Source organism: Pseudomonas sp. p50(2008) (genome assembly GCF_015351605.1).
Lineage (GTDB): Bacteria > Pseudomonadota > Gammaproteobacteria > Pseudomonadales > Pseudomonadaceae > Aquipseudomonas.
Genome location: NZ_JACMYF010000003.1, coordinates 122,975 through 136,194 on the forward strand (window position 1 = coordinate 122,975; position 13,220 = coordinate 136,194).

Consider the following 13,220-nt stretch of genomic DNA (forward strand, 5'->3'; position numbering starts at 1 on the left):
CCTGGCGCCCGCCGGGATGACGACAACGGGAAACGCTATGGGATGGCTTGGGTTGCATTTCATTACCGAGCTACCAGAAAGTGGGCAGGTAATCCTCAGTTGCACGCACAATCCGTTTCTAGTGTTACTGGCGTATCTGGTCGCCTGCGCAGGCTGTTTTGCCACACTGGATATGGCCGAACGGGCGAGTCATGCCGAGAAAGCCGAGTCTCAACGGATCTGGCGCCTGGTGGGGACCGCGTGCCTGGCAGGCGGTATCTGGGCCATGCATTTCATCGGTATGCTGGCGTTTGAGGCGCCGATCGAAATTCATTACGCCTTGCCCATCACCCTCGTCTCTCTATTGATCGCCCTGTTCGCCGCGTGGCTGGTGATGCACACACTCAGTCAACCGCACCAGAACCTGTGGCAGTACCTGAAGGCGTCGATCTGTATCGGATTGGGCATCGCTGCCATGCATTACGTGGGTATGGGTGCCATGCGTTCAGAGGCGCTGGCGTCCTTTGAACCGAAACTGTTCAGCCTGTCGATCGTGATTGCCATGGGGGCCAGCCTGGCAACGCTCTGGATCGCCAGCCGTTTGCGCGGCGGCACCGGTCTGCCCCATAAATTGCTCAAATACGGTGCCAGTCTGGTGCTTGGAGCCGGCCTCTTAAGCATGCATTTCACCGGCATGGCCGCGTTCAATCTGGTGCTGCCTGCTGGCAGCACCCTGACCCCGCCCGGGGATAACGATCACGCGCAATTAGGCCTGACAGTGGCCGTGATGACGCTGCTGATTATCGCCAGCAGCATCAGTGCTGCGTTGGCAGATAAAAAACTGCAGCACAAAGAACTCGACTTGCAACGGGTCAATGCACTGCTCACGCAACTGGACCAGGCTCGCATGTCGCTGCAGCAAGTGGCGCACTACGATGCGTTGACCAATCTGGTCAATCGTCGCGGTTTCAATCAGATTTTCGCGGAAAAACTCATCGAAAAAACCCTCGAAGGCGGCATGCTCGCCGTGATGTTTCTGGACATCGACCATTTCAAGCGGATCAACGACAGCCTCGGCCATGACGCCGGCGACGAGTTGCTTAAAGTACTGGCCAGCCACATCAAAAGCTCGGTACGGGGCTATGACGACGTTGTGGCGCGTTTTGGTGGCGACGAGTTCTGCATCCTCATTAGCCTGCACGACCATGAAGAAGCGCGGCACATGGCGCAACGCATCATGCTGAAGATGAAAGAGCCCATTGAGCTGTCGGGGCGGCGGATGGTCATGACCACCAGCATCGGTATCAGCGTATTTCCCGAGGACGGCAGGACCTGCGAAGAGCTGTTGAAGAATGCCGACCTGGCGCTCTACCAATCCAAGGGCAATGGCCGCAACAGCCTGAACTTCTTCAGCGCCAATCTGAAAACCCGAGCCACGCTTGAGTTGCAACTGGAAGAAGAGATGCGCAATGCCCTGCGCGAAAACAGCGGCCTGATGCTCTTCTACCAACCGATCTATGACCTGAAAACCGGCCAGGTGAGCAAGCTTGAGGCGCTGGTTCGCTGGCAGCATCCGGTTCACGGATTACTTGCGCCGGATCGATTCATTGCCATCGCCGAAGCCAACGGCTTGATCGCCGAACTGGATAACTGGGTGCTGCACAAAGCCTGTGAGGATTTGAGCGAGTTGTCGCGTCAGGGCTGCGAAGAGCTCAAGATCGCCGTGAACTGTTCTCCCCTCAATCTGGCCCGCGAAGAGTTGGCCGATGAAATCGAACGAGCGCTGCGGACCGCCGGGGTGGCGCCGCAGCGGCTGGAACTGGAGGTCACCGAAAACGCGCTGATGGGCAACATCGCCAATACGCTGGTGTTGCTGCGCCAGATTCGAGCATTGGGTGTGTCGCTGTCGATCGACGACTTTGGCACCGGTTACTCATCCCTCGCCTACCTGAAGCGCTTGCCGCTCAATACGCTAAAGATCGATCGATCGTTCATCCAGGACATTCCCCAGTCAACCCAGGACATGGAGATCGTCCAGGCAATCATCGTCATGGCCCACACCCTGCACTTGCAGGTCGTCACCGAAGGCGTCGAGACGCTCGAACAGTACGAATTCCTGGAACGTTACGATTGTGATTTCGTTCAGGGGTATCTGCTCAGTCACCCCGTGCCGCTGACTGAACTGCTTCCCGTGTTGAATGAAATCAACCAGCGCAAGCACACGCAAACGATCAGTCCTTCGAGTCTGGCTCGCGGTACATCTGCACTAACGTCGACGGATCTTTTTCCAGAAAACCCTTACTCCCGTGCAGTCGCATCAATTGCGCGGCCAGTCCGCTGATCGGCGTTGCCGAACCCTGCTGGTGGGAGAACTTTACGGCGGTGTCGAGATCCTTGAGTAACGTGCGAACGTGCCACTTCACAGGTTCGAAACGGCTGTCGGCCATCTGCGGTGCGAGGATCTGCAAAGGTTTCGAATCGGCAAAACCACCGGCCAGCGCCTCGGCGATGAGGCTGGTATCGACACCGGAGCGTTCGGCCAACGCCACGACTTCGGCAATCACCAGAGCATTGCAGGCGACAATCATCTGGTTGCAGGCCTTGGTCACCTGCCCTGCCCCGACGGCGCCCATGTGCGTCACGCGTTGACCGAGGTGCAACATCACTGGCTTGACTCGCTCCAGCTCTGCCGCGTCGCCGCCGACCATGATTGCCAGGCTCCCCGCTTCGGCGCCGACCACTCCACCTGACACTGGTGCATCAAGCCAACCCATAGCGCATTTTTCGGCAAGGGCTGTCGCCATTTCCCTTGTTGCCGTAGGTTCGAGGCTGGAAAAATCGACCAGCAGCTGGCCGTTTTTCGCGCCTTCGGCAACGCCCGCAACGCCGAAAACCACCTCCCGCACCACGGCAGTATTCGCCAGACACAGCATCACAACGTCCGCGTGCTGGCATAACTCGGCTGGCGTGGCGACTTGTCTTGCCCCGGCTTCAACCAACGGCGCACATTTGGCGCGATTGCGGTTCCAGACCGTAAGCGGATAACCCGCGGCCAGCAATCGCCGGCACATCGGTAAACCCATCAAGCCGATCCCGGCGAACCCGAGGGACGGTAGCGTTGCCATTATCTGGTCTCCTTTTTATTTTGGATTGCCAATCAGCGGCGGGGAGCAAACCTTGCTCGCGATGTCGGCTCTACAAGCTCGCTCGCCACCACATTCAGAAACAATTAATCGGTCTTCTGACAGCTCAATAAACTGTTCCCGTTACGTATACGTCACCCTCGTCCAAACCCTTCTGTGGTCTTTCTCCACGGCAACATGCCATCACGCTACTCGGCTACACACTTTTGACCGCGCCATTAGCGCACCAATTTAGCGCGCACCGTCAGTTCGTCGCCCTTTCCTGGATCATAATCCAGGGGGAAACTACCACTGCCCACAGCTGCGGATCTCGTTCAAATAGATCCAGCGCCCGCGATTCAGACAGCTTGGCGAGTGTGTCAGCAGCCAACCAGGCGGCCACTTTCTCGCCTTCATCCGATGCTACGGCTTCGGCGGCAGCGATCAAATCCAGCGTCGGATCGACCCATAACAGGGCACCCTTGGCGAAGAACGGCTCCAGCTCTTTCCAGGTAATAGATGCGGTTTCACCAAGCAGCTTGGCATAGAGGGTGCTAGGTTCTTGATTCATGGGTTCTGTCCGGAAAAGAAATCGACGCGAATAATAACGTTGGTGGTCCGGCAGAAAAACCCGGATGCAATTTGCGACATCGATTGAAAACAGCAGGAACGCCAAGGAATGCAGGTGAATCAAGCTATTAGCCAGCTAACATCCCGCCGCGATTCTGTACTTTTCTTTCAATAAAGCGACACCCTCTGGTTTTGCCCCCCGGCGCTGCCTTCCCAGGCTGACAATCGGCGCTCTACACTGTACCGGTACAGTTGTCGGGGGCATTTTCCGGGGGATATCGAAGATATCTGACCCGGTTCTGCTGCTACGGCGCCAGGACTATAAAAACTACAACAGTAAGAGTGGAGCACTATGACTAAGGCTACTAAGCAGATTTCCAAACTGTTTGCCGCTATGGTTCTGGCCGGGGTTGCCAGCCATTCGTTCGCAGCTGACACCATCAAGATCGGCATCGCCGGCCCTAAAACCGGCCCTGTAGCCCAATACGGCGACATGCAATTCAGTGGCGCCAAAATGGCCATCGAACAGATCAACGCCAAAGGCGGCGTAGACGGCAAGAAACTCGAAGCCGTTGAATACGATGACGCCTGTGATCCGAAACAAGCGGTAGCGGTCGCGAACAAAGTCGTCAACGACGGCGTCAAGTTCGTGGTTGGCCACCTGTGCTCCAGCTCCACTCAACCGGCTTCGGACATCTACGAAGACGAAGGCGTGATCATGATCACCCCGGCTGCCACCAGCCCGGACATCACCTCCCGTGGTTACAAAATGGTGTTCCGCACCATCGGTCTGGACAGCGCCCAAGGCCCTGCCGCCGGTAACTACATCGCTGATCACGTGAAACCGAAAATCGTTGCTGTTCTGCACGACAAACAGCAATACGGCGAAGGCATTGCCACCGCCGTGAAGAAAACCCTGGAAAGCAAAGGCGTCAAGGTTGCCGTGTTCGAAGGCATCAACGCCGGCGACAAGGATTTCTCTTCGATGATTTCCAAACTCAAGCAAGCCAACGTCGATTTCGTCTACTACGGCGGCTACCACCCGGAGCTGGGTCTGATCCTGCGTCAATCCCAGGAAAAAGGCCTGAAAGCCAAGTTCATGGGTCCGGAAGGCGTGGGTAACGACTCGATCTCCCAGATTGCCAAGGATGCTTCCGAAGGCCTGTTGGTAACCCTGCCGAAATCGTTCGACCAGGATCCAGCCAACATCGCTCTGGCTGACGCCTTCAAAGCGAAGAAAGAAGATCCAAGCGGTCCGTTCGTGTTCCCTTCCTACTCCGCTGTTGAAGTCATCGCCGGTGGCATCACTGCTGCCAAGAGCGAAGACCCTGCAAAAGTGGCTGCTGCCATCCACGCAGGTACTTTCAAGACCCCGACTGGCGACCTGAGCTTCGACGCCAAGGGCGACCTGAAAGACTTCAAATTCGTGGTTTACGAGTGGCATTTCGGCAAACCTAAAACTGAAGTTTCGCCTCAGTAAGGCTGCCTGACTGACTGCCAACAAAGCCCACGGCGTGCCGTGGGCTTTGTTTTACGAACGTATGGGCCGCGCTTGCGTGATCCGCAAGTCTCCCCACCTGAAAATCTCAAAACCGTCATCAGCGGTTCGCTGGCAAACCTCGAATCCGAAGTGGATGCAGATCCACGGGGCTCGAGCGGGAAAATGACTCCACCAGTGAAATGCGTATCAGGTTTTTAGGAGCGCTGTAATGCCTGACATCTATCACTTTTTCCAACAGCTGGTTAACGGTCTGACCGTTGGCAGCACGTATGCCCTGATCGCCATCGGCTATACGATGGTTTACGGCATCATTGGAATGATCAACTTCGCCCACGGCGAGGTGTACATGATCGGCTCTTACGTGGCGTTCATCGCCATTGCGGGCCTTGCCATGATGGGATTCGACAGTGTCCCGCTCTTGATGACCGCAGGCTTTATCGCGAGCATCGTCGTCTGCAGTGCCTACGGCTACAGCATCGAACGGATCGCCTACCGCCCCTTGCGCGGCAGTAACCGTCTGATTCCGCTGATCTCGGCCATCGGCATGTCGATTTTCCTGCAGAACACCGTTCTGCTGGCGCAAGACTCCAAGGACAAATCCATCCCCAACCTGATCCCCGGCAATCTTTCCTTCGGGCCAGGTGGCGCACAAGAAGTGCTGATTTCCTACATGCAAATCGTGGTGTTCGTGGTGACGCTGATCGCCATGCTCGGCTTGACGATGTTCATCTCCCGATCTCGTCTGGGTCGCGCCTGCCGCGCCTGTGCCGAAGACATCAAGATGGCTAACCTGCTGGGTATCAACACCAACAACATCATCGCCCTGACCTTCGTCATCGGTGCTGCGCTGGCGGCCATCGCGGCCGTACTGCTGAGCATGCAATATGGCGTGATCAACCCGAACGCCGGTTTCCTCGTCGGCCTCAAAGCCTTCACCGCCGCAGTACTTGGCGGTATCGGCAGCATCCCCGGCGCCATGCTCGGCGGGCTGGTGCTGGGTGTGGCGGAAGCCTTTGGTGCCGATATCTTCGGCGACCAGTACAAGGACGTCGTGGCATTCGGCTTATTGGTTCTGGTCCTGTTATTCCGGCCGACCGGCATTTTGGGCCGTCCGGAGGTTGAAAAAGTATGACTAGGAATCTCAAACAGGCGCTCTTCAGCGCTCTGCTGGTGTGGGCTGTGGCCTACCCGGTACTGGGTCTGAAACTGACCATCGTCGGCATCAACCTGGAAGTTCACGGCACCAGCAACATGACCCTGGCGATCATTGCGATCTGCTCGGTACTGATGTTCCTGCGGGTGCTGTTCAACGACACCATCAGCAAGGCGTGGAAATCCTCGCCGAGCATGCCGTTGATCCCGGCCAAGGCCAGCAACTTCCTGACCCTGCCGACCACCCAGCGCTGGATCATCATTGCGTTGATCGTTGGAGCCCTGGTGTGGCCGTTCTTCGGCTCTCGCGGCGCGGTCGACATCGCAACCCTGATCCTGATCTACGTGATGCTCGGCCTGGGCCTGAACATCGTGGTCGGTCTGGCCGGACTGCTCGACCTGGGCTACGTGGGTTTCTACGCCGTGGGCGCCTACAGCTATGCGCTGTTGTCGCACTACCTCGGCTGGAGCTTCTGGGTTTGCCTGCCGGTCGCCGGTCTGATGGCGGCCACTTTCGGCTTCCTGCTCGGCTTCCCCGTGCTGCGTCTGCGCGGTGACTACCTGGCGATCGTGACCTTGGGCTTCGGTGAAATCATCCGACTGTTCCTGCGCAACCTGACCAGCATCACCGGTGGTCCGAACGGCATCAGCAACATCGAGAAACCGACGTTCTTCGGCCTGACTTTCGAACGTAAAGCAGCCGAAGGCATGCAGACGTTCCACGAGTACTTCGGGCTGGAATACAACTCGATCAACAAGGTGATCTTCCTCTACCTGGTTGCCTTGCTGCTTGCCCTGGGTGCGCTCTTCGTCATCAACCGCTTGCTGCGCATGCCGATCGGCCGCGCGTGGGAAGCATTGCGTGAAGACGAAATCGCCTGCCGTGCGCTGGGTCTCAATCCTACGGTCATCAAGCTGTCGGCCTTCACCCTGGGGGCGAGTTTCGCCGGTTTTGCCGGTAGCTTCTTCGCGGCTCGCCAAGGGTTGGTGACACCGGAGTCCTTCACCTTTATCGAGTCGGCGATCATTCTCGCCATCGTCGTATTGGGTGGCATGGGTTCCCAGCTCGGCGTGATTCTGGCTGCCGTCGTCATGATCCTGCTGCCGGAAATGATGCGTGAGTTCAGCGAATACCGCATGTTGATGTTCGGCGCCTTGATGGTGCTGATGATGATCTGGCGCCCTCAAGGTCTGCTGCCCATGCAACGTCCTCACATGGAGCTGCGCAAATGAGCCGCGAGATCCTGAAAGTCGAAAATCTGAGCATGCGCTTCGGCGGTTTGCTGGCGGTCAACGGCGTGGCCCTGACCGTGAAGGAAAAGCAGGTCGTTGCCCTGATCGGTCCTAACGGCGCCGGCAAGACCACGGTGTTCAACTGCCTGACCGGTTTCTACAAGCCGAGCGGTGGCAGCATCCTGCTGGACGGCCAAGCCATCGAAGGCCTGGCCGGTCACGAAATCGCCCGCAAGGGCGTGGTGCGGACCTTCCAGAACGTGCGTCTGTTCAAGGACATGACAGCGGTCGAGAACCTCTTGATCGCCCAGCACCGTCACCTGAACACCAACTTCCTGGCAGGCCTGTTCAAGACCCCGTCGTTCCGTAAAAGCGAACGCGAGGCCATGGAGTTTGCCGAGTACTGGCTGGATAAGGTCAACCTCAAAAAGTTCGCCAACCGTACCGCCGGCACCCTGGCCTACGGTCAGCAGCGTCGTCTGGAAATCGCCCGTTGCATGATGACCCGTCCACGGATCCTCATGCTCGACGAACCGGCCGCAGGCCTGAACCCGAAGGAAACCGAAGACCTCAAGGCGCTGATCAGCGTGCTTCGCGAAGAGCACAACGTCACCGTGCTGTTGATCGAACACGACATGAAACTGGTCATGAGCATTTCCGACCACATCGTCGTGATCAACCAGGGCACCCCTCTGGCCGACGGTACGCCAGAACAGATCCGCGGTAATCCTGAAGTGATCAAAGCCTATCTGGGGGAAGCGTAAATGCTGCAGTTCGAAAACGTTTCCACTTTCTACGGAAAGATCCAGGCCCTGCACAGCGTCAACGTGGAGATCCGCCAGGGCGAAATCGTTACCCTGATCGGCGCCAACGGTGCCGGCAAGTCCACTCTGCTGATGACGCTGTGCGGTTCGCCGCAAGCGCACAGCGGCAGCATCCGTTACATGGGTGAGGAGCTTGTGGGTCAGAGTTCGGCGCAGATCATGCGCAAGAGCATTGCCGTGGTTCCGGAAGGTCGTCGGGTATTTGCCCGTCTGACCGTGGAAGAGAACCTTGCCATGGGCGGGTTCTTCACCGACAAGGGCGATTATCAGGAACAGATGGACAAGGTTCTCGGACTTTTCCCACGCCTGAAAGAGCGTTTCAGCCAACGCGGCGGCACCATGTCCGGCGGCGAACAGCAGATGCTTGCCATTGGCCGTGCGCTGATGAGCAAACCCAAGCTGCTGCTGCTTGATGAGCCTTCGCTGGGTCTGGCACCGATCATCATCCAGCAGATCTTCGACATCATCGAACAGCTGCGCAAGGACGGTGTGACGGTGTTCCTGGTGGAACAGAACGCCAACCAGGCACTGAAAATCGCTGACCGCGCGTACGTTCTTGAGAACGGTCGAGTGGTGATGCAAGGCACCGGTGAAGCACTGCTGACCGACCCGAAAGTGCGCGAAGCGTATCTGGGGGGTTGAGGTGTTGCGGTAAACAATAAACGGCCTTCGGGCCGTTTTTTGTACCTGTTCACCTTTAGAGTCGATCCAGCGCCTCGCCACTGCGCTTGAACCATCCAATCAGATAATCCGCGAGCACCTGGGTGCGCTTAGGCAAACCACCCTGATACGGGTGCACCAGGTACATCGGCATCCGACGGGTCTGATAATCACGCAGGAGCCAGCGCAATTGACCGTCAGCCAATTCCGCTTGCAGCAAGTAGGACGGTAAGCGCGCAATGCCGGCGCCGGCCAGTGCGGCTTTTTTCAGCAGGCTGTAATGGTTGCTGGCGAACGGGCCGGACACCCGAACCCGCAATAACTCGTGTTGCTGGTGATAGAGCCACTCTTCGCGGCCACTGTAATGGCTGTTAAGCAGGCAACGGTGTTCAACCAAGGACTGGGGCGTCTGCGGCTCGCCGTATTGCTCAAGGTAGGCCGGGCTGGCGCAGGTCATTTCATTCCAGGCCAGCAGCGGCCGGGAAACCAGGCGTTCGTCGTTGCCCACCTCGGAACGAACCGCCAGGTCAAAACCGTCCCGGGACAGATCACGAAAGTTGTTACTCAAATCGAGTTCAATCTGCACCTCGGGGTATTTGCTGGAAAACTCCAGCAGCAAGCCATCAAAGAAGGTTTCCCCCAGCGAGACTGGCACCGTCATACGCACCGGCCCGGCCATATCGTCCTTCAATCGCGCCAATGCCTGACGTGCCCTCTCAACCTGGACGACAAGCGCCTGGGCTTGCGGCAACAACGCCGCGCCTGCAGCCGTCAGGCTCAAACGCCGCGTAGTGCGTTGCAGCAGGACCACGGAAAACCGCGTTTCCAACAGGCTGATCCGCTTGGAAAGCTGGCCCTTGCTGCAACCCAATTGCTGCGCTGCCAGGGTAAAACTGCCGGCTTCAATCAACACGGCGAACGCCGCCAAGTCATCCATTTCACTCATGGATTGTTTCCATTTGAAAACCAAAGGTTGCCCATTAGCACGCTTATCAACAGGAAAATCCACTCTAGACTGAAGCCTCGTTCAAACACTTCGAGGAACAGCACGATGAAAATTCTTTTGATTGGCGCAGGCGGCACCATCGGTTCGGCCGTCGACAAAGAGTTGTCCCAGCGTCACGAGGTCATTCGTATTGGCCGTAACAGCGGCGATTTCAATGTAGATATCAGCGATAGCGCCTCGATCCGCAAACTGTTCGAACAAACCGGAAAATTCGATGCACTGGTCTGCGCCGCCGGCAACGTCACCTTCGCGCCGCTGAACGAAATGACCTCGGACAGCTTTGCCTTGGGCCTGAAAGACAAACTGATGGGCCAGGTCAACCTTCTGCTGATCGGTCGGGAATTCGCCAACGATGGGGCTTCGTTCACCTTCACCACAGGCGTCCTCAGCCACGATCCGATTCGCAGTGGCGCCTCGGCTGCACTCGTCAACGGTGCCATCGACAGCTTCGTGCGTGCCGCCGCCATCGAACTGCCGCGTGGCTTACGCGTCAACTCGATCAGCCCCACCGTATTGCTCGAAGCCATGGGCAGCTACGCGCCGTATTTCCGCGGCTACAAACCGGTTCCCGCCGCCGACGTGGCATTGGCCTACGCCAAAAGTGTGGAGGGCCTGCAAACCGGTCAGACCTTTCACGTAGGATGAAATAGCACGTCCTGCAGGGTTGTGATGAGCGGTCAGGCTGAGTAACGTGGCGGCACTTGTCTGGAGAACCAAAGATGCGTGTTGCCCGTTCCTTAGTCCTTGTTGCCCTCCTTCCGCTGTTTGCCGCCTGCCAGTTGTTCGATGGCGAGCGGCAGAGCGCCTCCCATGTGGGTCAGACTCGCATGCAGGGTCAACTGACGGCGGCGGACGGCAAACTGGTGTTCCAGCCGTGCAATGAATCGCGCAGTTTCGTGGTCAATGACACTGGCGGCACCAGCGTGCTGCAAGAGGCCGCGACCCTGGCCGATGCCCAGGGCAAATTGTTTGCCGACGTACGCGGCCGTGTCGATGGCAACCGCCTCGACCTTGAGCAGCTGTACCGCGTCGAGCGATCGGGCACGGCCTGCGACGACCCCAATCTAAAACTGCTGATCCTTCGAGCCGCCGGTCATGCGCCGGAGTGGAACGTCAAAGTCAGCGGTAAAGGCATGGTCATCGACCGCGCCGGTCAACCTCCTCTGGCCCTGCCCTACGTTGAAGAACAATTGGGCGATGGCCGTTTCAACCTCAGCACTGAAGCCAATAACCAGCACATCGAGCTCTGGGTCGCGCCGCAACGTTGCGTCGACGCCACCTCCGGCGCCGTCCAGCACATGAGTGCCGAGTTGCGCATTGATGGTCAAGTGCAGCGTGGCTGTGGGTATTTCGGCGGGGCGCGTAACGACTGATCGTTTTTGCCTCACGGGACCGGCGTTTGGGGCTTATAATCGCGGCCTTCAAACGCCTTGGCGCAGTTGTGCGCCCCGCGAACCGGATCCCGTCATGTTACGAATTACCGAACTCAAGCTGCCAATCGACCATCCCGAAGAAGACCTGCGCCCTGCCATCGTGCAGCGCCTGGGCATCGCCAGTGATGACCTGCTCGATTTCACCTTGTTCAAGCGCAGCTACGATGCGCGCAAAAAGTCTTCCGAACTGTGCTTCATCTACACCATCGATCTCAACGTTCGCGATGAGGCTGCGGTGCTGCACACGTTCGCCGATGACCGCAACGTCAACGTGGCGCCGGATGTCAGCTATAAGGTGGTGGGTCAGGCACCGGCCAATCTCGAACAACGCCCGGTTGTCGTCGGATTCGGCCCGTGCGGAATCTTCGCCGGGCTGCTGCTCGCGCAGATGGGCTTCAAGCCGATCATCCTCGAGCGCGGCACTGAAGTTCGCCAGCGCACCAAGGATACGTGGGGCCTGTGGCGTAAAAGCGTGCTCAACCCCGAGTCCAACGTGCAATTCGGCGAAGGCGGCGCGGGGACGTTCTCTGACGGCAAGCTCTATAGCCAGATCAAGGACCCGAAATTCATCGGTCGCAAAGTCCTGCACGAGTTCGTCAAGGCGGGGGCTCCGGAAGAGATTCTCTACGTCAGCAAACCGCACATCGGTACGTTCCGTCTGACCGGCGTCGTGGAAAACATGCGTGAGCAGATTCGCGCGTTGGGCGGTGAAGTGCGCTTCCAGCAGCGGGTCACCGACGTGTTGATCGAAGACGGTCAACTGGTCGGCGTCGAGCTCAATGGCGGCGAACAGATTCATTCGAAACACGTGATCCTCGCCCTCGGGCACAGTGCCCGGGACACCTTCCGCATGCTGCACGGGCGTGGCGTGTTCATGGAAGCCAAGCCGTTTTCGGTGGGTTTCCGCATCGAGCATCCGCAATCGCTGATCGACCGTGCGCGCCTGGGCAAGTACGCCGGTCACCCGAAACTTGGCGCCGCCGACTACAAGCTGGTGCACCACGCCAAGAACGGCCGGTCGGTCTACAGCTTCTGCATGTGCCCGGGCGGCACCGTGGTGGCGGCGACGTCCGAACCGGGGCGTGTGGTCACCAACGGCATGAGCCAGTACTCGCGTAACGAGCGTAACGCCAACTCCGGCATCGTCGTCGGCATCACCCCGGAAGTCGATTACCCGGGTGGCCCGCTGGCTGGAATCGAGCTGCAGGAGCGTCTGGAGTCTCACGCCTTTGTGCTCGGCGGCAGTAACTATGAAGCGCCCGCACAACTGGTGGGCGACTTCATTGCCGGTAAGCCGTCCACCGAGCTGGGCAGTGTTGAACCGTCCTACAAACCAGGCGTTGCGCTGGGTGATCTGGCATTGGCTTTACCGGCGTTCGCCATCGAAGCCATTCGCGAAGCACTGCCGGCGTTCGAGAAGCAGATTCGCGGTTATTCGCTGCACGACGCGGTGTTGACCGGGATCGAGACCCGCACTTCGTCGCCACTGCGCATTACCCGGAATGAGTCGATGCAGAGCCTGAACGTGAAGGGTCTGTTTCCAGCGGGTGAAGGCGCAGGTTACGCGGGCGGGATTTTGTCAGCCGGCGTTGATGGTATCCGGATTGCCGAAGCGGTAGCGCGGGATATCCTCGGCCTCGAAGCCTGATCTGTATCCTTGTGGGAGCGAGCTTTTGTGGCGAGGGGACTTGTCCCCGTTGGACTGCGCAGCAGGCCCAAAACCTGAGTTCTCGGTGTGTC

12 protein-coding genes are annotated in these 13,220 nt (G+C 58.3%); 9 read left to right on the forward strand and 3 right to left on the reverse strand.

What is annotated here, in order from left to right:
- The first annotated feature begins 37 nt into the window (after positions 1–37).
- On the forward strand, positions 38–2,320 hold the full coding sequence (locus tag H7698_RS09015) for a putative bifunctional diguanylate cyclase/phosphodiesterase (protein WP_194691177.1): 2,283 nt from the start codon (positions 38–40) through the stop codon (positions 2,318–2,320).
- On the opposite strand, the gene H7698_RS09020 is transcribed toward H7698_RS09015, so the two are convergent.
- On the reverse strand, positions 2,211–3,104 hold the full coding sequence (locus tag H7698_RS09020) for an NAD(P)-dependent oxidoreductase (RefSeq protein WP_194691178.1): 894 nt from the start codon (positions 3,102–3,104) through the stop codon (positions 2,211–2,213). The genes H7698_RS09015 and H7698_RS09020 overlap by 110 nt on opposite strands.
- 262 nt (positions 3,105–3,366) lie before the next feature.
- Complete coding sequence (locus H7698_RS09025; protein WP_194691179.1) at positions 3,367–3,672, reverse strand: DUF2288 domain-containing protein; 306 nt, start codon at positions 3,670–3,672, stop codon at positions 3,367–3,369.
- Positions 3,673–4,023: 351 nt separating this feature from the next.
- On the opposite strand from H7698_RS09025, the gene H7698_RS09030 reads away from it, so the two are divergent.
- From H7698_RS09030 to H7698_RS09050, 5 genes are all read left to right on the forward strand, one after another.
- Positions 4,024–5,151: a branched-chain amino acid ABC transporter substrate-binding protein gene (locus H7698_RS09030; RefSeq protein WP_194691180.1), complete on the forward strand. Its 1,128-nt coding sequence runs from the start codon at positions 4,024–4,026 to the stop codon at positions 5,149–5,151.
- A gap of 229 nt (positions 5,152–5,380) precedes the next feature.
- Positions 5,381–6,304: a high-affinity branched-chain amino acid ABC transporter permease LivH gene (gene livH, locus H7698_RS09035; protein WP_194691181.1), complete on the forward strand. Its 924-nt coding sequence runs from the start codon at positions 5,381–5,383 to the stop codon at positions 6,302–6,304.
- Positions 6,301–7,557, forward strand: coding sequence for a high-affinity branched-chain amino acid ABC transporter permease LivM (locus tag H7698_RS09040; protein ID WP_194691182.1), 1,257 nt, complete (start codon positions 6,301–6,303; stop codon positions 7,555–7,557). The genes livH and H7698_RS09040 overlap by 4 nt, the downstream gene beginning before the upstream one ends.
- Positions 7,554–8,321, forward strand: a complete 768-nt coding sequence (livG, locus tag H7698_RS09045; RefSeq protein WP_194691183.1) for a high-affinity branched-chain amino acid ABC transporter ATP-binding protein LivG — start codon at positions 7,554–7,556, stop codon at positions 8,319–8,321. Before H7698_RS09040 ends, livG begins: the two co-directional genes overlap by 4 nt.
- Complete coding sequence (locus H7698_RS09050; protein WP_162438585.1) at positions 8,322–9,023, forward strand: ABC transporter ATP-binding protein; 702 nt, start codon at positions 8,322–8,324, stop codon at positions 9,021–9,023.
- Positions 9,024–9,078: 55 nt separating this feature from the next.
- On the opposite strand, the gene H7698_RS09055 is transcribed toward H7698_RS09050, so the two are convergent.
- Positions 9,079–9,987, reverse strand: a complete 909-nt coding sequence (locus tag H7698_RS09055) for a LysR family transcriptional regulator (protein WP_194691184.1) — start codon at positions 9,985–9,987, stop codon at positions 9,079–9,081.
- A gap of 105 nt (positions 9,988–10,092) precedes the next feature.
- On the opposite strand from H7698_RS09055, the gene H7698_RS09060 reads away from it, so the two are divergent.
- The 3 genes from H7698_RS09060 (at position 10,093) to H7698_RS09070 (ending at position 13,128) form a co-directional block, all read left to right on the forward strand.
- Positions 10,093–10,692 (forward strand): short chain dehydrogenase, encoded by a 600-nt coding sequence (locus H7698_RS09060; RefSeq protein WP_194691185.1) that lies wholly within the window; start codon positions 10,093–10,095, stop codon positions 10,690–10,692.
- A 74-nt stretch (positions 10,693–10,766) separates the two neighbouring features.
- Entirely contained in the window at positions 10,767–11,420 is a 654-nt protein-coding gene (locus H7698_RS09065; protein WP_194691186.1) for a COG3650 family protein, read from the forward strand.
- A gap of 94 nt (positions 11,421–11,514) precedes the next feature.
- The gene (locus tag H7698_RS09070) at positions 11,515–13,128 is read left to right on the forward strand and encodes an NAD(P)/FAD-dependent oxidoreductase (RefSeq protein ID WP_194691187.1); all 1,614 of its coding nucleotides are present in this window, start codon (positions 11,515–11,517) and stop codon (positions 13,126–13,128) included.
- Positions 13,129–13,220 lie beyond the last annotated feature (92 nt).